This window comes from Anaerobacillus sp. CMMVII (assembly GCF_025377685.1).
GTDB lineage: Bacteria > Bacillota > Bacilli > Bacillales > Anaerobacillaceae > Anaerobacillus.
Genome location: NZ_JACEHK010000015.1, coordinates 417,859 through 443,097 on the forward strand (window position 1 = coordinate 417,859; position 25,239 = coordinate 443,097).

Annotated in this window: 17 protein-coding genes; 15 read left to right on the forward strand and 2 right to left on the reverse strand. The window is 36.3% G+C overall.

Annotated elements, in window-relative coordinates:
* Positions 1–320: 320 nt before the first annotated feature.
* The gene (locus tag H1D32_RS19320) at positions 321–1,334 is read right to left on the reverse strand and encodes a LacI family DNA-binding transcriptional regulator (protein WP_261179854.1); all 1,014 of its coding nucleotides are present in this window, start codon (positions 1,332–1,334) and stop codon (positions 321–323) included.
* A 243-nt stretch (positions 1,335–1,577) separates the two neighbouring features.
* Between H1D32_RS19320 and H1D32_RS19325 the strand changes: the two genes are divergently transcribed.
* From H1D32_RS19325 to H1D32_RS19345, 5 genes are all read left to right on the forward strand, one after another.
* On the forward strand, positions 1,578–2,705 hold the full coding sequence (locus tag H1D32_RS19325) for a hypothetical protein (protein ID WP_261179855.1): 1,128 nt from the start codon (positions 1,578–1,580) through the stop codon (positions 2,703–2,705).
* 4 nt (positions 2,706–2,709) lie between these two features.
* Positions 2,710–3,948 (forward strand): MFS transporter, encoded by a 1,239-nt coding sequence (locus H1D32_RS19330; protein ID WP_261179856.1) that lies wholly within the window; start codon positions 2,710–2,712, stop codon positions 3,946–3,948.
* A gap of 31 nt (positions 3,949–3,979) precedes the next feature.
* Complete coding sequence (locus tag H1D32_RS19335) at positions 3,980–4,294, forward strand: cupin domain-containing protein (protein WP_261179857.1); 315 nt, start codon at positions 3,980–3,982, stop codon at positions 4,292–4,294.
* Between the two features lie 26 nt (positions 4,295–4,320).
* Positions 4,321–5,163 carry a sugar phosphate isomerase/epimerase family protein gene (locus H1D32_RS19340; RefSeq protein ID WP_261179858.1) on the forward strand — a complete coding sequence of 281 codons (843 nt, stop codon included), beginning with the start codon at positions 4,321–4,323 and terminating at the stop codon, positions 5,161–5,163.
* A gap of 473 nt (positions 5,164–5,636) precedes the next feature.
* Positions 5,637–10,265, forward strand: a complete 4,629-nt coding sequence (locus H1D32_RS19345) for a bacterial Ig-like domain-containing protein (RefSeq protein ID WP_261179859.1) — start codon at positions 5,637–5,639, stop codon at positions 10,263–10,265.
* A gap of 131 nt (positions 10,266–10,396) precedes the next feature.
* On the opposite strand, the gene H1D32_RS19350 is transcribed toward H1D32_RS19345, so the two are convergent.
* A complete protein-coding gene (locus H1D32_RS19350) occupies positions 10,397–11,305 on the reverse strand; it encodes an alpha/beta hydrolase family protein (protein ID WP_261179860.1) in 909 nt (302 codons plus the stop codon).
* Between the two features lie 102 nt (positions 11,306–11,407).
* Between H1D32_RS19350 and H1D32_RS19355 the strand changes: the two genes are divergently transcribed.
* The 10 genes from H1D32_RS19355 (at position 11,408) to H1D32_RS19400 (ending at position 25,179) form a co-directional block, all read left to right on the forward strand.
* Positions 11,408–12,199, forward strand: a complete 792-nt coding sequence (locus H1D32_RS19355; protein ID WP_261179861.1) for an alpha/beta hydrolase — start codon at positions 11,408–11,410, stop codon at positions 12,197–12,199.
* A 681-nt stretch (positions 12,200–12,880) separates the two neighbouring features.
* Positions 12,881–14,416: an extracellular solute-binding protein gene (locus tag H1D32_RS19360; RefSeq protein ID WP_261179862.1), complete on the forward strand. Its 1,536-nt coding sequence runs from the start codon at positions 12,881–12,883 to the stop codon at positions 14,414–14,416.
* 390 nt (positions 14,417–14,806) lie between these two features.
* Entirely contained in the window at positions 14,807–15,772 is a 966-nt protein-coding gene (locus tag H1D32_RS19365) for an ABC transporter permease (protein WP_261179863.1), read from the forward strand.
* 26 nt (positions 15,773–15,798) lie between these two features.
* On the forward strand, positions 15,799–16,674 hold the full coding sequence (locus tag H1D32_RS19370) for a carbohydrate ABC transporter permease (protein ID WP_261179864.1): 876 nt from the start codon (positions 15,799–15,801) through the stop codon (positions 16,672–16,674).
* 244 nt (positions 16,675–16,918) lie between these two features.
* Positions 16,919–18,358 (forward strand): family 43 glycosylhydrolase, encoded by a 1,440-nt coding sequence (locus tag H1D32_RS19375; RefSeq protein ID WP_261179865.1) that lies wholly within the window; start codon positions 16,919–16,921, stop codon positions 18,356–18,358.
* Positions 18,359–18,376: 18 nt separating this feature from the next.
* Entirely contained in the window at positions 18,377–19,903 is a 1,527-nt protein-coding gene (locus H1D32_RS19380; protein ID WP_261179866.1) for a glycoside hydrolase family 28 protein, read from the forward strand.
* A gap of 70 nt (positions 19,904–19,973) precedes the next feature.
* On the forward strand, positions 19,974–21,545 hold the full coding sequence (locus H1D32_RS19385) for a glycoside hydrolase family 43 protein (RefSeq protein ID WP_261179867.1): 1,572 nt from the start codon (positions 19,974–19,976) through the stop codon (positions 21,543–21,545).
* A gap of 191 nt (positions 21,546–21,736) precedes the next feature.
* Positions 21,737–23,299, forward strand: coding sequence for a glycoside hydrolase family 43 protein (locus tag H1D32_RS19390; protein ID WP_261179868.1), 1,563 nt, complete (start codon positions 21,737–21,739; stop codon positions 23,297–23,299).
* A 142-nt stretch (positions 23,300–23,441) separates the two neighbouring features.
* Positions 23,442–24,089, forward strand: coding sequence for a YesL family protein (locus tag H1D32_RS19395; RefSeq protein ID WP_261179869.1), 648 nt, complete (start codon positions 23,442–23,444; stop codon positions 24,087–24,089).
* 349 nt (positions 24,090–24,438) lie between these two features.
* On the forward strand, positions 24,439–25,179 hold the full coding sequence (locus tag H1D32_RS19400) for an NAD-dependent epimerase/dehydratase family protein (RefSeq protein ID WP_261179870.1): 741 nt from the start codon (positions 24,439–24,441) through the stop codon (positions 25,177–25,179).
* Positions 25,180–25,239: the final 60 nt, after the last annotated feature.

Genomic DNA, 25,239 nt, shown 5'->3' on the forward strand with positions numbered 1-25,239 from the left:
TTCAGTGACGTTTCCTATTTAAGGGAAGTTTCTCCCCTTATTATATCAACCCATGTTGTTGATTCCCTCATTGGTCCGAGTGGGGTCATGAATAATGAATAAGGAGTGATTAGCGTTCGATAAGCAAAAAGAAAAACAATGGCACGAAGTCCTTCGTGCCATTTTAATATGCGAATTATACTGTGATTTCGGTTGTGAAAGTTGTGTGATTTAGCGAGTGTAATTGCCTGCGTTTTTCCGTTTTGCACCTCTTAAGTAAACCCGTTAAAAAAAACGGGTTTGGTATAATTGCCAAACCTGTTTTTTCATTTATATAAAAACTATTCTTTTATGAGTTTTTCATTTCTTCTTGGGGGAGCACACGAGTCGCTAATATTAATTTCGGGCTCTAATATTATCGCTTCATTAATTTCTTTCTCCTCAATAATATCAAGAATGGTTTCAGTTATTTTTTGAGCAATTCGATTTAGTGGAACACCCACTTTTGTAAATTGAACGTCAAGATTTTCTGTCTGAGGGATATTGTCGTAACTAATGATTGAAAGTCCACTAGGAACGTTAATATTCAGCTCTTGAGTAGCTCTAAGTATTCCTCTTGTTAAATCGTAGCTACCACTAATAATTGCAGTCACGTCTTCAGAGTCCTGAAACAAAGATTTAGCGCCTAAATATCCATCATATACATCTAGGCCCTTGGTTGGGATAACCATATTTGGCTGTATTGGAAGATTATTAGCTTCCATAGCTTCTACATACCCAATATATTTTTCTTTTTGAAGTGGATCTTTTGTTGAGATTTCTCCAATATAACTAATATTTTTATGTCCTAAGCTTGTTAGATGTTCAACAGCTAACCCTACCGCCAGTCTTCTATTTACATCAATCGTAGGGTACTCTGAATTTGCATTTATTCCGTAGTAGAGAATTGGGACTGTTGAGTGGTACTTTTCTGCTTGACTTACATCACTTTCATTATCAGCAAAAACAACAACGGCATCAACTTGAAAACGATTAAACGTTGATATGGCTGAATCAATTTTATTAATTGAGAGTAAGGTTGTATATGAATGATTTTCGAGCATGTCGTTTATTATCGTTATTAATGCTGAGGGAGCAACCCTTTCAACAGTAGGCCAAACAACTCCGATCGTATATGACCTTTTTTGTACGAGACTTCTAGCGGCGATGTTAGGTACATAGCCTAATTCTTCGGCAATCTTTATGATTTTCTTTTTTGTGGGATCTTTAACGAGAGGACTATTCCTTAAAGCCTTTGATACAGTTGAGTAACTAACCCCTGCATGTTTGGCAATATCTTTAATTGTTATGCTCATTTTAATTCCTCCATAAATAAGGGACATATACATAAATAATAGAGTATTTATTTGATTTTTACAACGTTGTTAAAAGAAAATGTTTTGTACTCATAGATCAACTAACAATCCAGACACTTTGTCATAATCAATTTGTTAGAACTTTCATTTGGTTGTTATTTCTGTAGTACAGATTATTTCTATTATATGAATTCTACCATATGATAGGAGCAGGCTTCACAATTAGGGAGGATTGAGGAATAGATGGAATTGCCAATAAGTGAAAAGAAAGCGCTTTTAAAACCATTGGAGGATCTTTTTAATGACTTTTTTCCTTGGTTAGCTGGTCAGTATGATCATGAAAATGGCGGCTTTTATTATGCAAAAAGTTCTAGGGAACTGCAAAACATTGAACCAGATATTGAATCTAGTGCCCAAGCATTAAATATCCTTGAGCGCTATCATCTAATTGAACTTATGCCTGAGGAGATGAAACGCAAGTTAATAACCTTTTTTCAACAAAAACAAGACATGAATACGGGTTATTTTCTAGACCGGAATCCAAACATGGTTGATGATGAAGTAATGGTAGCCAGAGCAATTGGTTACAGCACGAACAGGCTAGCGAAATTTGGTGCAAAACCACTTTACCCGCTTCCGAGTAAGGATAACTCAGCACCTGATTATATGGAGTCAATCGCATCATACCGCCAATGGTTAGAAAGCATTGATTTACGAAATAGTTGGAGAGGCTGTGACCGCTTAGGTGTGTCAGCTATATATTTAGCAGAGTTACCTAAAGGTATCCGTGAAGAGTATTTAAATACAGCCCTAGAATTTTTTAAAGAAATCCAAGACCCTGAGACAGGATTATGGGGTGAGGGGTCAATGTATGTGCGAATTTCTGGTACATTTAAATTGCATACATTTTATAGTCGTTTTCAAAAGCCTCTACCTAGAAGTGAAAAAATCTATGAAAGTATCATTCAATGCTTAAAATCAGAGGTCGCAACTGATATGTGTTACATTAGAAATTCTATAAATCTATTAGATTATATGGAAGTAGAAATTTCAGATTCAGATTTAACCACTATTATTGAAATTACAACAGCTAATATACGAAAGCTAAAGCGTGAGGATGGTGGATTCTCAAGAGAGATTGCTAACTCACCTTCTGCACCCAATGTCGCTCAGGTGAAAAAAGGGGATTATTATCCTGATATGCCTGTGGCGGTTCGTTTAAGTCAAGGGCTGTTTGAAGGAGATATGAATGCCTCCACTCAAGCTGTATTAATCCACCGTCTATGTTATCGTTTAGCAAATCTAGATTTTGACTATCAACATCCAGATTTTGAACAGTTCTATAAGATGGTCGATGCATTGAGGGGTTAGAGTAATGAAATGGTTTCGTGTCCAAAAGGAAAAAAGGTTATCACGACAAGCGATAATAACCCTAACGAATCACGGGATATTTCAGTTTGGAAATTCATTATCGGTTATTTTTGTTAACTTGTACTTATGGAGATTAACCAATGACCTATGGATTAATGGTGCCTATAATTTAATTACGTTATTGTCTGCGCCAATCGCAACGATTTTGATTGGTAAAATTGCAAAACAAAAAGATCGTTTAATTATTTACCGCTCAGGTATCTTTTTAACGGCTATTTTCTACTTAGCCATTTTTCTAGCGATGGAGAGAATGGTAGAGTACTTTTATTTATTTGCCTTATTAAAAGGTGTTTCTACCTCCTTTTATTGGTTAGGTCATTTTACATTAATGTATGATTTTTCTAATAACAATAATCGCCACAGGTACCTAGGTTGGAATATGATCGTCAATAATATTGCCCAACTAACAGGGCCGGCACTAGCGGGGATCATTATCGGTATATATACTGACTTAACAGGCTATTCAATTGTTTTTGGTTTAGCATTTGTGATGTTTTTGACTGCTTCCATCGGTAGTTTAAGAATGGAAAAGGCACCAACACATCATAAAACATACTATCTCAAATATACTTTTCAAATGCTTAGGAAATATAAGCAATTTTCTCGTTCCTTAACTGGTTGGTACATTATCGGACTTCCTCAAGGGATTATGATGTATATCCCGGCAATCTTATTGTTTACTGTTTTTGAGAAAGAACAAATCATTGGCTTTATGAATGTATTTTTCTTTAGTTTAACCATTATTTGTAGCTACTTAATTTCTCGTTACGCTTCTATTCAGAAAACAGGGATGTATATGTTATTGGCTGCTATAGGCTTTTCCATAGCCTCATCATTGCTTTTGTGGGGAATAAATATGTGGACAGTTGTGATATTCATGATTATTTACCATATCTTTAATCCACTGCATTCAAACACTTACACAGCGCACTATTATCAAATGATGGATGAGCTTCCATTAAACAAAAATTTCCGAATTGAATCGATTGTGGTTAGAGAAACTGCGATTAATTTAGGTAGAGCAACTAGCGTTATCATCGTCATGCTTTCGATACAAAATGTAGATGCGGGCTTTTTGCCTTGGTTATTGTTTTTCATGGCACTTATGCAATTTTTCTTGCAATGGGCTGTTAAAAAAGTGGCAGAACCTTCAAATCTAGCAAAACTAAAACAAGCACAATAAATAACATAGAGTAAAGTGGAGGGATAAAACTATGAGTTCAATTGGAAAATGGGAAAATGCAGAACCCGGGGTAACTCGGAAGATCTTTGAGCCAGGGAAGTCATTAATGATGATGGAGGTTCACTTCGAGATAGGCGCAGAGGGGTATGAACACAGTCATCCACATGAACAGCTAACGTATTGTATTCAAGGTAAATTGGAATTTCAGATTGAAGGAAAATCGCATATTATCACAGCAGGTGAAACGCTAGTCATTCCAAGCAATGCGAAACACGGGGCAAAGGCTCTTGAAAAATCAATCATTGTCGATATTTTCACTCCACTTCGAGAAGATCTATTAAAATAAGAAACTATAGAAAAGAGGTTGGGAAAATGTCGGTCGGTGTATTAGCTCATTTATGTGGAAAATCCAATTACAAAGAGGTAGCTAAAAATGTAGGTTCCTACGGTTTTAGTCACGTTCAGCTAGCTCTATGGAAAGCATTTGATGACATAGACTATACGAAACCTGGAAAGTTAAGTCCTGGTTTAGCGAAGTTAATTAGAGATGAGTTTCAAAAGTATGGAGTCTCTATTTCTGTCTTAGGGTGCTATCTTCATTTATTTGATCGAAATGAAGAACAACGTAGAAGGAATATTGAAAGATTTAAAGAAATTTTACGTCATGCTAAGTTTTTTGGGACAGCAACTGTTGCGGTCGAAGTAGGGAAACTTCCAAATAATGATTTTACAGATCAGGATTGGCTCAATTTAAAGGAAACTCTTAATGAACTAGTGGAAGAAGCCCAAAAGTGGGGGATCTTCATTGGAATAGAGGCTGCGGAGCATCATATGGTTGATAATGCTGTAAAGCTAAAACAATTGTTAGATGAGGTTCCTTCTTCAAATATCGGAGTCGTTCTAGATCCTGGAAACCTTATTACAATAGAAAATATCGCTAATCAAGATGAAGTAATTGAAGAGATGTTTCATTTACTGGGAAATAAAGTTGTCGCTTTTCAAGCAAAAGATTGTTTAGTTACTGATACAAATACAATGATCTGGACTCCAATTGGCAAGGGTCAACTAAATTACGAATTAATATTTAAGAAATTGTTTGAATACAAGCCATACGTAGATATAATTCTTGATACAGTAAAACCAGAAAATATGGCGGAAACGAAACAATACATTGAGAGTATGTTAACAGAAGTTGCAAGCTTATCAGTAAAATAAGTGAAAAGGAAGCTTCTTGTCATAGTAGACAGGAAGCCTTTTTTTTATAATCTTTTAATAGTTCGAATAATCATTTTTCTTTTTTTCATAGGATGAAAACGTGGTGTTATCACACACCTGAGTAAATGATTATAGTGTTATTTGTTAAGTGGTACTTATAATTATCAAGAACAAAACTTTAATTTCTATTTAGTTGAGTGAATTTCATAATTACCTTAAAAGAGCTATATCAATCTAAATTAGTTGCGAATGGTTTATACGCAACTACATTTAGGTCTTAATAGCGAAAATAATGAATTATGAAATTCATTAAGTTGTTGAGGTTTAAATTATCTAAATCTCTCTAGTGATTTGGTTTGTATCGGTCATAGCTCGTCGACTTTACGAGTGACAATACTATCAAAACTATTTGGAGGGGGGATTCATTTACTGTTAGTTGTAAGCGTTAACAAATTTAAGGAGGTATATTTACTTTGAAACAAAGAAGATGGCTCTCACTTACTTTAATCTTTTTATTAATGTTTTCATCTCTAAATTTAACAACGTTGGCATTTGCTGAAACAGTTCAACAAGATCCTTTTGAAGGCATGATTAATATTTCGAGTGACTGGCAAGGAAGTGTATTTGGTGATAATGGTGGACAGGGTAATATCACTAAAGAAAACTTTGAAATCACAGAAAATGAAAATGAAACTGTAATCTTAAGAAGTTCTAATAATAGAGGGAAAATCGCGAGCAGTTCAGAAGGAATAGCTTACTATTTTAAGGATGTTCCTCTTGATGGGAATTTTGAACTAACAGCCACTGCACATGTAGATGCATGGACAGCTAATAATCAAGTAGCTTTTGGTTTAATGCTTCGCGAAAACATCTTAGTAAATACAAATATGGGCACATTTACCGGAGATTATGTAGCTGTCGGTGCTCTAGATCAAGTAATCAAAGGTTTTTATAAATCCGAAGCTACAGGTCTTGCAAAAAACGATTGGTTATTTGAGGAAGCTGTCGTTCCAGCAGCTGAAACAGAATACCAGTTAAGTATTCAGAAAACAGGAAATCTATTTATCTTAAAAGTCGGTGACGAAGAACAGTTGATCGAAAACTTCACAGGTGACATCAACTATGCAGGTCTATTTACATCAAGAAACACAACCGTAACATTCAGCAACGTAAAGTTAGCAATTGAAGGACAAATTGAACTAGGTGATTGGGAGTTCAGTGCGTTTGGTGATAATACAAATACAACAAATAATCCACCGAGAAATCCAGAACCAACATTAAATCAGGATGGTTCAGTAACATTGTTAGCTACTGGAGGTAAAGTATCAAATACTACTGATGGGATCTCTTTCTATTATAAAGAAGTACCAGCAGGCGTGAATTTTGAGATTACCACTAAAGCTACAGTAAATAGTTTTAATAGTACGAGTGGGATCAGTACTCCAAACCAAAAATCATTTGGTTTAATGCTAAGAGATGAAATTGGAACGCATGCAAGTACAGGTGGCCATATCTCTCGTTATGTAGCGGTTGGTGCACTAGATACAGTTATGAAAGGTTTTTACAAGACTGATAGTAATGTACAAGCCGGAAATATGACAAAACTTGAACCATTTGCAGATGTAGTAATGCCAGCTGCCGGTCAAGAATACGATTTATCAATTAGAAAAGCTGGAGATACGTTTGTAGTAACAACAAATGGTCAAAGTGAAACCTTTTCTGCAGTAGACTTATTTAAAGATGAAGTTTTCGTAGGTTTCTACGTAGCACGAGATGCAGATGTTACCTTTAGTAACTTCGAAATCCAAGTGGATGCACGAAAAGTAAGTGAATTAAAGGTAGATACGTCCGAAATGGACACTGAATTTTTGTTAGGGCAAAACTTAAACTTAGATGGTTTAAAAGTAACAGCAGTGTTTTCAGATGGTACTGAACAGGTATTATCTGATTCTGATTATATTGTTACTGGGTTTGATAGCAGTGTAGTTGGAACAAATACCATAACAATTAATTATAATGGGGTAACGAGAACGATTGAATTAGAGATTTTATCGTTATCAGTTACCGAATTAGAGATTAAATATTTCCCTGCAAAAACAGTCTACTATAAAGGCGATAAATTTGATCCTACAGGAATTGTCATTGTAGCAAACTATGAAGACGGATACAAATTTGCTGATCTCTCAAGTGATCAATATACGTTTTCAATTAGTAACCTTGATGGTGAAGGATATGAATTCTTAGAAGCAGGGATTGTAGAAGTTACTATTTCCTCAAATGAAACACCAGAAACAACTACAGCCTTCAATGTTACTGTTAAAGATGCTGATCTAACTCAACTAGACATTAGACAATTACCAGTAAAAATGCTTTATTTTATTGGTGACGAATTGGACCTAGCTGGTATTAATGTTTATGCAAGCTATGATGATAATTCTAGTGTAAGGCTGTTGCCTAATGAATACGAGGTTTCTGGGTTTGATTCTGAAAATCCAGGGACAAAAGAAATTACTCTTACACACAAAAGTAAGGAAGTAACATTCTCAGTTAGTGTAAAGATTAAAGAGGTAACAAACATTGAGGTTGCGGACTACCCGCAGACAACTTTTGTTGTTGGTGAAGAGTTTAATGTTGATGGCTTAGTGATTTCAAAAGTATATGATAATGGTGATAGAGAAGTATTGGCTTTTGGAGAATATACGATCAACTCAGCTAGTTTTGATCTTTCAGCTGCAGGAATATATGATATTGAAATCGTACCAAACAATCTTGAAATTGAATCTATTATTTACCAAGTAACTGTAAGAGAAGAAGTGGAAGTAGAATGGAAGAAGATGAGATTTGGTCAATCTACTTCAAATGCAAATAACTATGTAGAAGTTTTAGAAGATGGAACAATTAAAGTTGTCGCACTTGAAGGTGGTGGAAAAATCACTGGTGATCATGACGGTATCGCATTTTACTATACCGAGATTGATGCAAATGAAGATAACTTTGTTTTATCAGCAGATATTCATGTAATCACTTATGCGAAAACTCCTCATGATGGACAAGAATCTTTCGGTATTATGGCAAGAGATGCAATAAACCCAGTTCAAGATGCAAGTGTATTTGCTTCGAATATTGCCGCAGTAGGTGGATTTAGCGGTGGGACAAGAGATGCAAATGGTACGCAAGCATTTGTGCGAACCGGGGTACTAGCTTCTGATGGTGAAGGTAGCCAAGGAATTCAGAAAAAGATGTTAAAAAATGAAAGACCGACTACAGCTAATACAACAGAAAATTATCGCTTAACATTAGCAAAAACAAATAGTGGTTATACGGGAATGTTAAATGATGGCGAAGAGGCTATTTTCTTTGAGCCAGATTTACTAAATGTTCAAGATTCAAAAATTTACGTAGGTTTCTATGCTGCACGCCTTGCTACCATTGAAGTAAGTAATATTGACTATACAGTTACGGCAGCTGCAACAGACGCTCCAAAAATAGAACCACCAGCACAACCAGTTTCACCACATGTAGAGATTTTATCTCTTGATAAAACTCCATTGTCTGAATATGACTTAATCGTAAGATCAAATGTGAATGGAACTGTAACAGTGAGACAAGGCCAGACTGAAATTGCGTCTGAGGTGGAAGTTGAACAAGGAGAACTGTTAAAAATTCCTACAATTTTATCTGCTAATAGCAATACAAATTTTAGCTTAACGTTTTTACCAAACGATACTCAATATTTAACTTCGTATGCACCGATTGTTCGTAATTTTACAGTTCAAACGAAAACGTTTGCTGGAGGAGAAGGTGATATTTATGTATCTCCAACTGGAACAAACTCTGGTGATGGTACGAGAGAAAATCCTCTTAACCTAGATACAGCAATCGAATTTGTAAAACCTGGTCAAACGATCATTGTGCTTGAAGGTAATTATGTACGTAACTCAAAAATTGAAATTAAAAAGTATAATGATGGTACTACTGAAGCAATGAAGTTTCTAATAGCTGACCCAGCAGCAACTACAAGACCTGTCATTGATTTCGATAAGAGGTCTGAAGGGGTTGTCCATAGTGGAAAATATTGGCATGTTAAGGGGATAGACTTTGCACGTTCAGCTGGAAATACGAAAGGTTATACTGTTGGTGGAAGTCATAATATCATTGAAAATGTAAGGCTTTATGAGCATGGAGATACAGGTTTACAAATAAGCCGAACTGACACGTCAGAAAATGATAAATCTCAATGGCCATCTTATAACCTTATTCTTAATAGTATTTCATTTGACAATATTGATCCGTCTCAAAACAATGCCGATGGATTTGCAGCAAAGCTTACAGTGGGTGAAGGAAATGTATTTGATGGTTGTATATCTCATAATAATATTGATGATGGTTGGGATTTATATACGAAAGTTGGTACAGGGGCAATTGGACCTGTAACAATAAAAAATAGTATTGCCTTTAGTAACGGAACATTAACGAATGGATATGAAGGTAGTGCCGGTAAAAATGGTTTTAAACTTGGGGGCGAAGGGGTTCATGTTCCTCACGTTATTGAAAATAGTATTGCAATTGGCAATGGATACTTTGGGTTTACAAGTAACAGTAATCCTGGTTTAATTGCAAACAACAATATTGGTTTTAACAATGTTGGTGCAAATCTAAGCTTTTCAACATATGCCCATATTCCAACTGATTTTTCGATTAATGGGTTTGTCTCTTACAGAACTGAAGGTGTTGATCATAGAAATGATAGTTATCCAACACACTTAGATTCTGATAATAACTATATGTTTAAATCTGGAGCGTCTGTAAATGCATCTGGTGAAGAACTTTCTAATGAAATTCTAGAGAGCTTACAAGAAATTCTCGTTTACGATGACCAAGAGAAGCTTATTGGAATTAAGCGGGATGCTGAAGGTAACATTCAGTGGGGAGATTTATGGGAAGTATATAACGCCTATATGGGAATTGAAGAAACAGCTGGAGATGATAATGAACGTCGCGGCAAACCATCTGTTTTACCAGGCCCACCGATTACACCACCAGGTAAAGGTAGTCCGTTTCCTCCAGGTTTACCGATTACACCACCAGGTCTGAACAGATAGCACGGCTATTTCTAGTGTTACCTAATAAGACTTAGGTAGTTAAGATATTCAATAAAACAATATGAAAATTTGTCTGCCATTTTCCTCACTACAGAGATGTGTTTGATAGTAAGGAGAATGGCAGATTTTTATTAAAAGTTTCTTTTGAGAAATCGAACAATTTCTTCTCGCATTTCTTTATTTTCTTCGTGTCCACAGTCAAACATTTTGAGACTCCAGTTTTGAGGTTTTCCTTCATTTTCATAAATTTGTTTTAAGATCGGTTCGATTCGTTCTAATCCTGAAACTGGAATTAGTTTATCGTGAATACCAGCGACACTTAAATGTGGACGTGGAGCAATTAGAGAATTAATTTCAGCAGTTGAAAAGTATTTTAACAATCTTGGAACATAAAAGTAAAAACCATGTTTATCCAGGCTATCCGTTTCAATTAAAGCTTGGAAATCAGCTAAACCGCAAACATCAACGCACCACTTAATTCTAGTATCTAAAGCAGCTAACCACCAAGTCATAATACCACCCATGGACATTCCCATGGTTCCTATTCTTTCACCATCAACATCAGAACGGGTTTGTAAATAATCAAGTGCTCTAATACTATCAAATACTCTCATGCCCCATAAAACTTGCCCCTTCCAGAGCATTTCTTTAAAAAGAGAGCTTTCTGTACGAGTACTTCTTTCTCCAAAGCCCCAGGCATCGATACAAAGAACAGCATAGCCCATTTTGGTTAATTCAATCCCAAAAGCAGGCGTGTATAAATAACTATTTCCCGAAGTTAGCTCTTCTTTTCCCAGATGAAATTTACCACCATGTGAATGATTAAATAATATTGTCGGTAGCTTTTTATTATCACTATGTAATGGTTTCAAAAAATAGGCTGGAACCAATTCTAATCCGTTTAAATCTAATAATAATTTCTCAAGTTTGTAATGCTCATTTTCTTCTACTGCGATTACACTAATTTGAATTTGTGTCTCTCTTGCTGGAAGTTCTCCCAGCAAGGAGTAGAGTCTGTTGCGAAGCTCTTGTTTGTTCATGTTCCACCTCAAAAATAAAGTATAGTTGGTAGCTTAAGTATACCGCTTCCTCAAGAAAAGATCCTTATGTAAAACAATTTCAAATGGAAAAGGTGATGAAATATGTCAAAACTACTTTGGAAAGATGGTGCTCCCAAAGTGTCTGGAGCAATGGATGAGGAGGTACCGATACTTACTCCATTTATAGTAGAAGGAGAAGCGAAATCTGCAGGAATGATTGTTTGCCCAGGGGGAGGTTATCACCATAGAGCGTTACATGAGGGGGCACCAATTTGTAAGTGGTTAAATAGTCTTGGAATTTCTGCATTTCTACTTGACTACAGAGTTGCCCCTTCTAAACATCCAGCTCCATTATTGGACGCAAAGCGCGCGATCCGTTATGTCCGGTACCATGCTCCTAATTGGAATATTGATAAAGATAAGATAGGTATTTTAGGCTTTTCTGCAGGTGGTCATTTAGCGGCAACTGCCGGAACACAGTTTGATTTAGGAAATCAGAATGCTGTAGATCCAGTTGAGAGGGAAAGTTCTAGACCTAATGTATTAGTCTTGTGCTATCCAGTAATTTCATTTGTTGAAAATTATCATCAAGGATCAGTCGTCAATTTACTAGGTGAAGGAAGTACTGAAGAAGAGCGCATTGTATTATCAGCGGAAAAACAAGTGAAGGAGACTACGCCACCAACTTTTCTATGGCACACTGCAGATGATCGATCAGTTCCAGTTGAGAACAGCTTGGCATTTGCTAAGGCTCTAAGTACTCATAACATTCTGTTTGAGTTACATATCTTTCAAAGTGGTAGACATGGGTTGGGACTAGCGGAGGCTGATTCACATGTCGCAAGTTGGTCAAGGATTTGTAGTTCTTGGTTGAGAGGACAAGGCTTTAGATAATGTCTATCTCGACCTAGAAGAATGGAATAATAATCTCTAAATAATATGATAATCCTTTTCTTAGATGTATGAAAACGTTGTCAAAATAGCGATTTGATAGCCAACACCCGATTTTCTAGTAGAGATAAGGGTGTTCAAACGGTACGGTTCCTTGTTTACTGGGGTCATCAATAGTAGTCATTGCACTGGTCAAACTCAAAAAAGAAGATAGAGTACACATTCATGTAAGGTATTGATTATATACGCAATGGCTATTCGTTCTTTATAGTAAGGATGTAACAACCAAGTTGTAACTTATCACAATGTCAATTAAGGAGTGATGGATCGAAGAGGGGGTTAAAAAAGAGAGATAGTAAATTTTTTGAAAGCGTTACCGTTAAGAAATCCGATAAGAGCTGAAGGAAGAGAAACGTTTCAAGATCTTCCCCTCTTTATGATTTAGTAACCTTACGCTTTAAAGTTAGCAATCTGTTTTCTATCCTTATATTATCTCGGGTAACGTGTGTGGATAGTTAGTAATTACTTTTCCTATAATTGGATTGTAAAAAATAGTTAATCAATTACTAGGTCTATTCGTTTATAATAGTAAAATGGACGTATCGCCAATTTTTATTACTATAAAACACTTGTCATCCAATCACTAGCTTAAGAGATAATCAAAAAAAATTGGAGGTTGTTTGAATGAACGTATTGAAAAACAAGAAGTTTATGACACTTTTCACAACACTAACACTTTTCGTACTATTGTTAGCTGCATGTGGAAAAAATGAAAGCGCTACAAACACGAATACAGAGGGTAATGCTGATGGTACTCCTGCAGAGGAAGCACCATTTGAAATTTCAATCATGATGAACCTTCATACACCTGAAGTTCCTAGTGATAGAATTAAAAAGATGGTAGAAGAAGCAACAAACACAGTACTAGATATTCAATTTGTTCCAGATGCTAACTTTAGTGACCGTTTAAATACTGCATTTGCAACAGGAACTTTACCGATGGTAGTTCCAATGAACTTCCAAACATTTAATCAGTTTAAAGATGCAATCCGTGATGATCAATTTTGGGAAGTTGGAGCTTATCTTGATGAGTATCCAAACTTAAGCAAGTTAAAGCCAGAGATCTTAGAAAACACGAAAGTAGATGGAAAAATCTATTCTTTATATCAAGGAAGACCGTTATCTCGTCAAGGATTTATTTACCGTAAAGACTGGGCTGACAATCTTGGAATTGAAACACCAAAAACAACTGCTGAGTTCTTTGAAATGGCGAAAGCTTTCACTGAGAACGATCCAAACGGATCAGGCAGAAAAGATACAATCGGGATTACTGACCGTAGTGACTTAGTATATGGTGCATTTAAAACAATTGCTTCTTGGCATGGTGTACCAAATGACTTCGGAATTCAAGATGGTCAAATTTTACCTGAGTTTATGTTTCCGCAATATATGGACACTTTAAAGTATATGAGAGATCTTCACTCAAACGGTTACATGAACCAAGATTTCCCTGTAACTAGTAAGAATGATCAACAAGCATTATTCAAAAATGGAACTGCAGGTATTTATGTAGGTTCAATGCCAGATGTTAACAGCTTATATAATGATACTGTAGCTTTAAACCCAGACGTAGTATTTGATGTTCATAACTACATTGAAGGGCCACATGGAGAGTATGGAATTTGGTCTATCCCTGGATTTGGTAGTGTTGTAATGTTCCCGAAATCTTCTGTTAAAACAGAAGCTGAATTAAGAAGAATTCTTTCATTCTATGATCAGTTAATGACTCCAGAAGTAGCTAACATCTTAATTAGAGGTGTTGAAGGCGAACATTATGAAGCAATCGATGGAAGAGCTAAAGTTCTTGATCAAACTCTATTCGACAACGAAGTTAGACCTTACCTTTCACTTGAAATTGGTGAGCCTGAAACAAATGGTCGTTATGATGCTTACTTCTCATACGATGTTCAATTAAAAGCTCTTGAATTACAAGCTGAAAATGAGTCTTATTTAATCACTAACCCAACATTAACACTTGACTCTGATACGTTTGTATTAGATGGCCCAAGATTATATCAAATTATTGAAGATGCTACAATTAAGTTCATTCTTGGACAACTTGACGAAGCTGGATTTGAAAAAGCAGTTGATAACTGGAAATCACAAGGCGGAGACAAAATTATTGAAGAATTCACAGCATCTTATAAAGCTGCTAACTAAATGAAAATGATAAAGGCTAACTCATTGTGAGTTAGCCTTTATTTATTCTCAAAAGCTTCACGCAAAGCGTGAAGAACCAAGCATTCGCTTGGTTACGACCTACAAGCTAATAGGAACAATTTTTTAGAAAGGATGTTTTCTCAAAGAGGGTTGCTTGAAAATAGTTATGTTTAAGGACCGATTAAAACAAGAAAATTCCGCTTATATATTTGATAATCAATGTCTCACTTTTATGAAAAAAGCCTTATAAAATCAGGGTTTTTAGTACCTAAATAACCTGATGATTATAGCTGTTATTCTAAGAATAGATTAATCTTTAACCAAGGAGAGAAAACATGATTGAAAGGAACAAAGAGATGAAAAATTATAGTTTTAGAAAGGTAGATGAAAATGGAAAATAATGTAGCAGTCGAAAAACAAGTTCCACCACAATCTCCAAAATCGGAAAAACGTGCCGAGTTATGGAGAAAAATTAAGAAGAATAAGATGATCTACTTAATGATTACTCCAGGACTTTTATATTTCTTAATCTATAAATATGTACCGATGTACGGATTAATCATTGCGTTTCAAGATTATAAACCTTATCAAGGTATCAGTGGTAGTACATGGGTTGGGTTAAAGCATTTTGAGAGACTATTTACAAGTGCAGATTTCGGAATGATCTTTAAGAATACGATAATATTATTTGGACTCCAAATATTTATTTATTTCCCAATACCAATCATTTTAGCGTTAATGCTAAATGAAGTAAGAAAAGAATTTTTCAAAAGAAGTATCCAAACATTAATCTATATTCCTCATTTTATGTCTTGGGTTGTAATCGTTTCCATTAGTTATGTAATGTTAACGTTAGATGGCGGGATGGTTAATGGACTATTAGAATTTTTAGGTTTTAAACCGATAAACTTCCTACTAAGCTCTGAATGGTTTAGACCGATGTATATCATTCAAGTAATTTGGCGTGAAGCTGGTTGGGGAACAATCATTTTCCTAGCGGCAATCTCAGCTGTTGATCCATCTCTTTATGAAGCAGCAAGAATGGATGGAGCGAACCGCCTTCAACAAATGTGGCACATTACAATTCCAGCGATTAAGAGTGTTATTATCGTTCTATTAATCTTAAAAGTTGGAGATGTTTTAGAATTAGGTTTTGAACACATCTTCTTATTATTAAATGCAGCAAATCGTGAAGTAGGGGAAATTTTTGACACGTATGTATATACAGCTGGTTTAAAGCAAGGGCAGTTTAGTTACAGTACCGCAGTAGGATTTTTCAAAGGCTTTGTAGGTCTAGTATTAATCATGTTTGCTAACTGGGCAGCGAAAAAAGCTGGAGAAGAAGGCGTTTACTAAGATTTAATTTAAGGAGGGCGTAAAAAATGGTAGAAGATAAATCATTAGGCAGTAAAATATTTAATGTTACAAACAATACAATACTCGCAATCATTGCGTTTCTAACAGTTATCCCATTTGTACATGTAATTGCAGCGTCTTTTGCAACAAGTGCAGAACTAGCTCAGAAAAGGTTCCTGTTATTCCCGACGGTTTTTAGTTTAGATGCTTATCGTTATATTTTCTCAACAGATACTATTTTGAAGGCGATGGCAATTTCAGTATTCGTAACTGTTGTTGGTACTCTATGGAGTATGTTTATGTCTACACTTACGGCATATGGACTTTCACGTCGTGATTTAGTAGGTCGCAGACAAATTACATTCTTTATCATCTTTACGATGCTTTTCAACGGGGGGATGATCCCAACTTTCTTAGTAGTTCAACAAACGGGTTTAATGAATTCACTTTGGGCGTTAATTATCCCTGTCTCGATCAATGCTTTTAATATGATTATATTAAGAAGTTTCTTCCAAAACCTTCCTGCAGGTTTAGAAGAATCAGCAAAAATTGATGGATGTAGTGATTTTGGAATTCTATTTAGAATTGTTATCCCATGTTCATTACCAGCGATTGCAACAATCTCACTTTTCTATGCAGTTACGTATTGGAACACTTATATGCATGCAGTTCTATATATCAGTGACTCGTCGAAATGGCCAGTTCAAATTCTTTTACGACAAATTGTTGTACTAGCAACTGGAATGAACTATGATGGGGCCAACTTTACGGACGTGCCACCACCTGAAATTACAATTAAAATGGCGGTAATCGTGGTAGCTACCTTACCAGTACTCATGGTTTATCCATTCATTCAAAAGTATTTTGCAAAAGGTGCTCTTTTAGGATCGGTAAAAGGTTAATTAGAATTTACATTTAGAGGAATATGCAACGTTTTTATTCAAATTAGGTACTTACTAAATAAGTGAATTTCATAATTACCTTAAGCAAGCTATACCAATCTATATGTAGTTGCAATTGTTTACGTAACTGCATATAGAGCGGGGAGCGAGGATAATGAACGATGGAATTCATTAAAAATGTAGTATTTTTACATGAATAATAAGCTGCATATTCCTCTTATTTTTATAGGAGGTTGATTGAAAAATGGTTGGCGAAATAGTTGTAGATAATGCCGAAACATTTCTTAACCCTATTCTTAAAGGGAACTATGCGGATCCTTCAATTATTCGTGTCGAGGATCACTATTATATGGTCAACACATCTTACAAATATCTACCGGGATTAATAATATGGCATTCTAAAAATCTTATCGATTGGAAGCCAATTGGTACCGCACTTGAGCATTTTAATGGAGATGTTTGGGCTCCTGACTTTGTTTATTATGAAGGAATGTATTATATCTATTTTCCAGCAGAGAAAACAAATTGGGTAGTTACGGCAACAGATCCCAAAGGCCCATGGAGTAAACCAATTAATCTGAATACAAAACATATTGATCCTGGCCATGTAGTTGGTCCAGATAAGAAGCGATACCTGCATTTATCTGGAGGACATATGGTGCAACTATCAGAAGATGGGCTATCAGTAGTTGGAGACGTACAGCATGTCTATGAACCTTGGAAATACCCAAAAGAATGGGAAGTTGAAGCTTTTAGTCCAGAAGGTCCAAAGTTAACTTTTCATAACGGGTACTACTACTTAACTCTAGCTGTCGGTGGTACAGCTGGTCCACCGACGAGTCACATGGTTGCTAGCTCTCGTTCGAAAACTCCCTGGGGACCATGGGAACATTCGCCATACAATCCGATCACCAAAACGAAAACAAAAGAAGAGCGCTTTTGGTCACAAGGTCATGGCACATTGATCGATACTCCTTCAGGAGAGTGGTGGATGGTTTATCACGCTTATGAAAATGGCTTTCATACACTAGGCCGGCAAACATTGCTTTTACCAATAGAATGGACAGAGAACGGTTGGTATAAAGTTCCAGAAGGGATAAAAGCTGATCAACCGCTCCGAAAGCCATTGGGAGAAACAGGAACTCACGGTTTTCCAACCAAAGATCGTTTTGAAGAAAAAAGAATAGGTTTACATTGGCAAACCAATGGTGAAGTAGATGAACAACGCTATTCGATTAAGAATGGGGCGCTAAATATTAAAGGGGACAGTACTGGGGGTGTTTCACCACTGCTGTATATGGCACAAGATAAGTCATATGAGGTTGAAGTTGATGTTTCAGTTGAAGAAGCTGTTGAAGGAAAGTTTATGTTGTATTACAACGAAAATTCATATTTTGGACTTTCCGTCACTGTAGAAGGAATTCAGCATTTTCGGACATTTAAAAAGTATAAAGTAGTCCCTTATGATGGTGACACGGTTAGATTAAGAATTAGAAATGATCATCATATTGTTTCATTTTATTATTTAAATGAAACAGGAAGATGGACCAAATATGATAAAGTTCTAGACGCTTCAGGGTTTCATCATAATACTTTTGGCGGTTTCCTAAGCTTAAGGATTGGCTTAGATGCTACTGGAGATGGACTCGTAAAATTTCAAAACTTTGAATATAGGGAATTATAGATTAGGAGGATAACAAAGATGATTTTTTTCGATATAACAAAGTACGGAGCAATAGGGGATAATGCAACAGACAATACAGAGGCAATTGCAAATGCAATCAATGAGTGTGCAGCTAGTGGTGGTGGTACTGTTTATATTCCAGCAGGAACATACGTAACTGGTCCGATACATCTTAAAAGTAATATCACTTTGTATCTAGAATCAGGTGCGTTGGTATTATTTGATACAAATTTTGATGTATATGCTCCAGTACAAACAAGATGGTCTGGGTACGAGTGTTACGGCTATTCACCATTAATATACGGAAATGGCTTAAAAAATGTAGCAATTAAGGGACATGGTACCTTTGACGGTCAAGGATCTGCATGGTGGAAAGTTTACCACCAAATTAAAAATGGAGAAATTTATTCTTCTTCTAGAACAAAAGAAATTGCCGAATTAAATAAAAATGTGCTTTCTGATCCAAATACAAATTTAGTAGAATGGGAGTCGCAATTTTTACGCCCAGCATTACTTCAATTGTTTAATTGTGAGAATGTTACTTTGGAAGGAATTACATTACAGAATTCGCCATTTTGGAATACGCATCTCGTATATTGTAACCATGTAAACGTAAGTAAAGTGACAATCGAAAATCCATGGGACACTCCAAATGGTGACGGGTTAGACATTGATTCTTGCTCAAATGTAAGAGTTTCAGATTGCCATTTTGATGTAGGGGATGATTGCCTATGTTTAAAGTCCGGAATTAATGAGGATGGCAGAAGAGTTGGAAAACCGACTGAGAATGTAACGATTACGAATTGTACAATGATTCACGGACATGGTGGCGTTGTTATGGGGAGTGAAAACTCAGGTGGAATTAAAAACGTAACAATCTCTAACTGCGTATTTATCGGCACTGATCGTGGAATTCGTTTAAAAACTAATCGAGCTCGTGGAGCATACATGAAAAATATCCTAATCAACAATATTTACATGGAAAATGTATTTTGCGCTTTTGCGATTAACTCGTTCTATCGTTACGGGGTAGATGTTAATGATCCACTAATGAATGCACCAGAAGCTATACCGGTCACTGAAAAAACACCAAAAATTGAACATATAAAAATTAGTAATGTCACAGCAAAAGAATGTCGTGCTGCAGCAGCCTTCATCTATGGTCTTCCAGAGATGCCAATTGAAGATGTTTCATTGAGCAATGTAACCTTTGAAATGACAACTGATCCAAATGAGGAAGGTGGAGAACCTGATATGGTGAAGGACGAAATCATCATGGCAGGAGAAGGGATATATTGTAAGCATGTGAATGGTATTGAATTCCACCGTGTTCGTGTTGAAACTCGCCAAGGTCCTGCATTAACGATGGAAGAAGTAGTAGATGTTGATATTGACAATGTTGTCATGAAAAAGACACACGAAGCAACACCGGTTGTTAAGCTTAATAAAGTCGATAATGTAACAATCAACGGCCGTCAATCACAAATCTATTCTGAAACATATTTGGAAGTAGAGAATAGTAGCAACGGTACGATCTACCGCTAAGTAAAAATTAGGCAATTACTCTATCTATTCTTTCGTAAAACTAGAATTCTAAGAGGGGAAGTAAAAAAACGTGAAAACGAAATCTGAAATTTCTCAGGTAGATCATAAGGTTTGGTCAGCTGACCTTGGTAATGGATACTATCAAAATCCAATATTACATGCTGATTATTCAGATCCCGATGTCATTCGTGTCGGTGAAGAATTCTTTATGGTTTCTTCCAGCTTTAATATGTCGCCTTGTTTACCAATCTTGCATTCAAAGGACTTAGTAAATTGGAAAATAGTTAACCATGTTTGTGATAAGTTGCCTTTTGAAAGTTACGATAAACCACGACATGGTGATGGTGTTTGGGCTCCTAGTATTCGCTATCATGACGGTTTTTATTGGGTATTCTTTGGGGCTCCTGATGAAGGCGTCTTTATGAGTAAAACGAAAGATCCATTTGGTGAGTGGTCACCACTACATTTAGTAAAAGAAGTAAAAGGTTGGATTGATACCTGTCCGTTCTGGGATGAAGACGGTCAAGCGTATTTAGTTAATGCATTTGCTAAAAGTAGAATTGGTTTTAAAAGTATCTTACATGTAAGTAAAATGAAGCCTGATGGAACAGCGCTACTAGACGAAGGTGTTCATGTATTTGATGGAAATTTGCATCATGAAACGATCGAAGGTCCAAAAATGTATAAGAGAAATGGGTATTATTACATTTTTGCCCCTGCTGGTGGAGTTCCAACAGGTTGGCAGACAATTTTGCGCTCCAAGTCCATTTATGGTCCTTATGAAGATAAAATTGTCCTCCATCAAGGAAGCACTGATATCAACGGTCCACATCAAGGTGGGTGGGTCGAGCTAGAAAATGGAGAAAATTGGTTTATTCATTTTCAAGATAAAGGTGCCTATGGGAGAATCACTCATTTACAACCGATGAGTTGGGAGAATGACTGGCCAGTCATGGGGGACAATGTTGATGAAAACGGGATCGGTGAACCGGTTACACGTTGGAAGAAACCAACTACTATACAACAAGAAATCACAGTGCCGCAGGTGAATGATGAATTTGACGGAAATACGTTAGGACTTCAATGGCAGTGGCGCGCAAATCAAAAAGTTGAATGGTATAAGATCGGTGAAAACGAAAGCCAATTACGACTTTTTGCCACTCCGTTACCAGAAGGTGTCGAAACTCTATATGATGCAGGACAAATCTTAACACAAAAGCTGCCAGCACTTACCTTTACGGCAACTACCAGTGTCACATTTACGCCTGAAAGTAGTGAGGACTGCAGTGGCTTGATGATGTTCGGTTTGAAATACGCAGGAGTGATGCTGAAAAAATCGGATGCGGGCTTGTCTTTAGTTCATTTTACCGGTGAGAATAACGGAAACACAACCTCTGAAATAGAAGAAATAGTAGACCAACTTGATGTAGAGACGGTTTTTTTACGAATTGAAGTAGCTGAAGGTGCTCAATGCCAATTTAGCTATAGTATTGATGGTGAGAATTTCAAATCGATTGAACAACGCTTTATTGCAACTGAAGGAAAATGGATTGGCGCTCAACTTGGAATTTTCTGTATAAATAGAGGGGAGAATGCAAGCTCAGGTTATGCTGACTTTGATTGGTTTAGAGTAAGTAAATAACTTTAGGGAAGGGTGGCCATTTGCGTCACCCCTCTCAAAAGTGTAAGAAAGTAAAATTAGAACTGAAGACGTTCTAATTTTACCATTTTACATTTTTAATAGGTTAAGAAAGCATAAGCGTTTTTAGTACTTTATGTTTAGCTTCATGCGCCATCGCTTATCTAAATGTATTCGAGAGAGGACGATCTAATATGAAAACTTTTAAAAATCCTATTATACCCGGTTTTTATCCAGACCCTTCGATCTGTAGGGTTGGTGAAGACTATTATCTAGTTACATCAACATTTGAATATTTCCCGGGAGTTCCTATTTTTCATAGCAAAGATCTAGTGAATTGGCAGCAAATTGGCCATGTATTAGATCGACCATCTCAATTGAACTTAGATGGTACACCAAACTCAAGAGGAATTTATGCACCGACAATACGATATCATGAAGGTATTTTTTACACGATAACAACCTTTGTGGTTTCTGCTACTGGTGCACGTAAGAACTTTTATGTAACTGCTACTAATCCCAGTGGTCCTTGGTCGGAGCCAAATTGGCTTGAAGATGCTCCTGGAATCGATCCATCGTTATTTTTTGATGAAGATGGAAGAGTTTACTATACAGGAAACCGTGTCCCGCCTGAGGGGCCACAGTATCCTAAGCACGTTGAAATTTGGATGCAGGAGTTAGATTTAGAGAAAAAGCAGCTCATCGGTCCAAAATATAGCCTATGGGACGGAGCATTAAAGCAAATTCACGCTCAAGAGGCTCCACACCTATATAAAATCAATGGCTATTATTATTTAATTATCGCTGAAGGTGGTACCGGTTTTACTCATTCAGTAACCATTGCTCGTAGTAAAGAGATTACAGGACCTTATGAGGTCTGCAAAACAAACCCGATTTTAACGCATCGCCATTTGGGAAGAAACTATCCAATTACAAATGTTGGTCATGCAGATATTATTGAAACTCAAAATGGAGAATGGTGGATGGTTTGTTTAGCAACGCGTCCTTATGGTGGCCATTATCGTAACTTAGGGCGTGAAACGTATTTAGTTCCGTTTATATGGGAAGAGGGGTGGCCAGTCGTTAACCCTGGAAAAGGTATCATAGAATTGGAAATGCAATGTCCAGATCTTGTAGAAACAAGATGGGGGACTGAACCAGCATGTGATCACTTTGAAGGAAGTGAATTAGGCCTAAAATGGAGCTTTATTCGTACACCCAAAGAGGATTTTTGGTCATTAAAAGATCGACCGGGGTACTTACGCCTAAAGACCAAGAAAGAAGTCATAACGGAAGAAGTAAATCCCAGCTTTGTTGGCCGAAGGCAACAACATATGAATTTTTCAGTTCGTACTAAGCTCGAGTTTTCTCCATTGAATGAGGGTGAGTCTGCTGGCATCGTATTGTTGCAGAATCATAATTATCAATTGAGAGTAGAGTACGGTTTACACGAGAACCAATCCTCGATACGGCTGATAAGAAGAAGCAATGGGCAAGATGAACTACTAGCTATTCAGCCAATAACGACTGATCTACTTTATTTGAAAATCGAAGCGATAGGGCAAGCATATAGTTTTTACTATGGAACAACACCGGAAACATGGAATTTATTAAGGGAAGATGTAGATGGTACGATTTTAAGCTCAGATGTAGCTGGTGGATTTGTTGGAGCTTTTATTGGAATGTATGCAACTAGTCATGGTCAGGAAAGTTGTAATTATGCAGATTTTGACTGGTTTGAATATGTCGGTTATTAGTAGCAAGCAAAGGAAACGGTTACCAAGGCGTTTACATCCATAGAATTGTATACTAGTATTAAGAATATATATTACTAGAATTACATCTAACCTTAACTCTTGTTTGCTTAAGGCAACTAAACTACTAAGAAAGGGGTTAATTATGATGGAAATGGGCGGATTTATGGGCGGTTTTTATCGAATTAGTGTTCACATTTCGAGACTTGCTTATATAAATGTACTTTGGATTATGTTCACTTTGTTAGGCGGTGTCGTCTTAGGAATAATGCCAGCAACGGTGGCATTATTTGCAATTACTAGGAAATGGGTTAATGGAGAGGATGTCTCTATTCTTAAATCATATTGGAAATATTATAAGACAGAATTTATCAAATCAAATTTGCTAGGACTTTTCCTATATATCATGATCGTGTTACTCTATACCAACTTTATGTTGCTACAGAATGATGTTTTCTGGATGGATTTAGTGAGATATGTTCTATTTTTCCTTACAGTATTATTTGTCATTACCGTGTTATACCTTTTCCCTATATACGTTCATTATCAATTAAAGCTGTCTCACTATGTCAGAGACGCATTAATCATCGGGCTCGGTTATCCAGTTCATACAGTTCTTATGGCAGTAGGGATTTTTGCTTTACAATTCGTTTTTATGAAAATACCAGGTTTAATTCCATTTTTCGCAGTTAGCACTACTAGTTATTTTGTGATGTGGCTAGTTAACGGTACTTTTGTTCATATAGAGAAAAAACGACAAGAAAAGTTAGATGCATCACTCCAAGTAAATTAAAGGAAAAATAATTCACCACGAGTAGGATAGAGACAATCTTATACTCGTGGTGTTCCTATATCTACAACAGATAGGTTCATTTTGGAACGTTCTTTTCTTAAAGATTGTTGCTATTAGCTTTTAGGTCGTAACCAAGCGAAAGCTTGGTTCTTCACGCTTTGCGTGAAGCTTTTGAGAATAAATAAGCCATTGGTACAAATAAATTTGTCCCCAAAAGCATATTTATTCTCAAAAGACTTAAAAGCAACCAAGTTTATGAAAACAGCCTTTTGGAAAAAGACAAGAATTGTCATTCCAGGATTGGGTACCCTCATAGTATGAATGAAATAATTGCAAATTGGAGGTACTCATGAAGAAGAAAGTTGTATTAGTTGGTGGGGCCGGAAGAATCGGGACCATTTTAAGTAAAGGCCTGCATGAAAGGTACGAAATAATAGTACTAGACAAAAATATCCGTGAAGACGAAGGCCATATTGAAACGGATGCTACAAATTTTGATGAATTAGTAGACGATATTCCGGAAGATGCAGATGTTATTATCAATTTATTAGCTACTCACACGAATGAAAGCATTAGTGATGTCTCAAAATTGAATGATATGACGGATGTCTTTTTTAAAGCCTCTTATTATATATTTTTAGCTGCTGTAACCTTAAAGGTGCCAAGAGTCATCTTCGCAAGTAGTAATCATGTGACAGATTATTATGAAGTTGACGGAAACTCAACGTTGACAAGAGAAATTAATATCAAGGATTATCCATTGTCTAGAAGTTTGTATGGGGTTTTAAAGCTAGCTTCTGAAAATATAGGTCATATTTTTGCAGATGACCATGGGTTATCAATCATCAATCTGCGTATTGGATCAGTACCAGATGATGAAAAGAGGTCAGTAAGAGAAAAACCAAGATTAAGGAAGACTTTATTATCTAGCGTTGACGTGATCAACTTGTTCAGTGCAGCTATTGAAACAAATACTCATTATGGAATTTATTATGGTGTTTCAGATAATCCAGGCAAGCCATGGGATATGAAAAATGCGAAAGAGGAGTTAGGGTTTCAATCAATTGTAAATACAAGTGATTTGAATTAACTGCAAGACTTTTGGGTCTTAGCCAAGTATTCGCTTAGCTACGGCCCAAATAGCATAAAA

Bases quoted from the DNA above. Each gene is read 5' to 3' on its own strand.
- H1D32_RS19380 (WP_261179866.1), top strand. From the start codon at position 18,377: ATGATTTTTTTCGATATAACAAAGTACGGAGCAATAGGGGATAATGCA.
- H1D32_RS19355 (WP_261179861.1), top strand. From the start codon at position 11,408: ATGTCAAAACTACTTTGGAAAGATGGTGCTCCCAAAGTGTCTGGAGCA.
- H1D32_RS19395 (WP_261179869.1), top strand. From the start codon at position 23,442: ATGATGGAAATGGGCGGATTTATGGGCGGTTTTTATCGAATTAGTGTT.
- H1D32_RS19320 (WP_261179854.1), bottom strand. From the start codon at position 1,334: ATGAGCATAACAATTAAAGATATTGCCAAACATGCAGGGGTTAGTTAC.
- H1D32_RS19340 (WP_261179858.1), top strand. From the start codon at position 4,321: ATGTCGGTCGGTGTATTAGCTCATTTATGTGGAAAATCCAATTACAAA.
- H1D32_RS19365 (WP_261179863.1), top strand. From the start codon at position 14,807: ATGGAAAATAATGTAGCAGTCGAAAAACAAGTTCCACCACAATCTCCA.
- H1D32_RS19390 (WP_261179868.1), top strand. From the start codon at position 21,737: ATGAAAACTTTTAAAAATCCTATTATACCCGGTTTTTATCCAGACCCT.
- H1D32_RS19360 (WP_261179862.1), top strand. From the start codon at position 12,881: ATGAACGTATTGAAAAACAAGAAGTTTATGACACTTTTCACAACACTA.
- H1D32_RS19370 (WP_261179864.1), top strand. From the start codon at position 15,799: ATGGTAGAAGATAAATCATTAGGCAGTAAAATATTTAATGTTACAAAC.
- H1D32_RS19375 (WP_261179865.1), top strand. From the start codon at position 16,919: ATGGTTGGCGAAATAGTTGTAGATAATGCCGAAACATTTCTTAACCCT.
- H1D32_RS19330 (WP_261179856.1), top strand. From the start codon at position 2,710: ATGAAATGGTTTCGTGTCCAAAAGGAAAAAAGGTTATCACGACAAGCG.
- H1D32_RS19400 (WP_261179870.1), top strand. From the start codon at position 24,439: ATGAAGAAGAAAGTTGTATTAGTTGGTGGGGCCGGAAGAATCGGGACC.
- H1D32_RS19350 (WP_261179860.1), bottom strand. From the start codon at position 11,305: ATGAACAAACAAGAGCTTCGCAACAGACTCTACTCCTTGCTGGGAGAA.
- H1D32_RS19325 (WP_261179855.1), top strand. From the start codon at position 1,578: ATGGAATTGCCAATAAGTGAAAAGAAAGCGCTTTTAAAACCATTGGAG.
- H1D32_RS19335 (WP_261179857.1), top strand. From the start codon at position 3,980: ATGAGTTCAATTGGAAAATGGGAAAATGCAGAACCCGGGGTAACTCGG.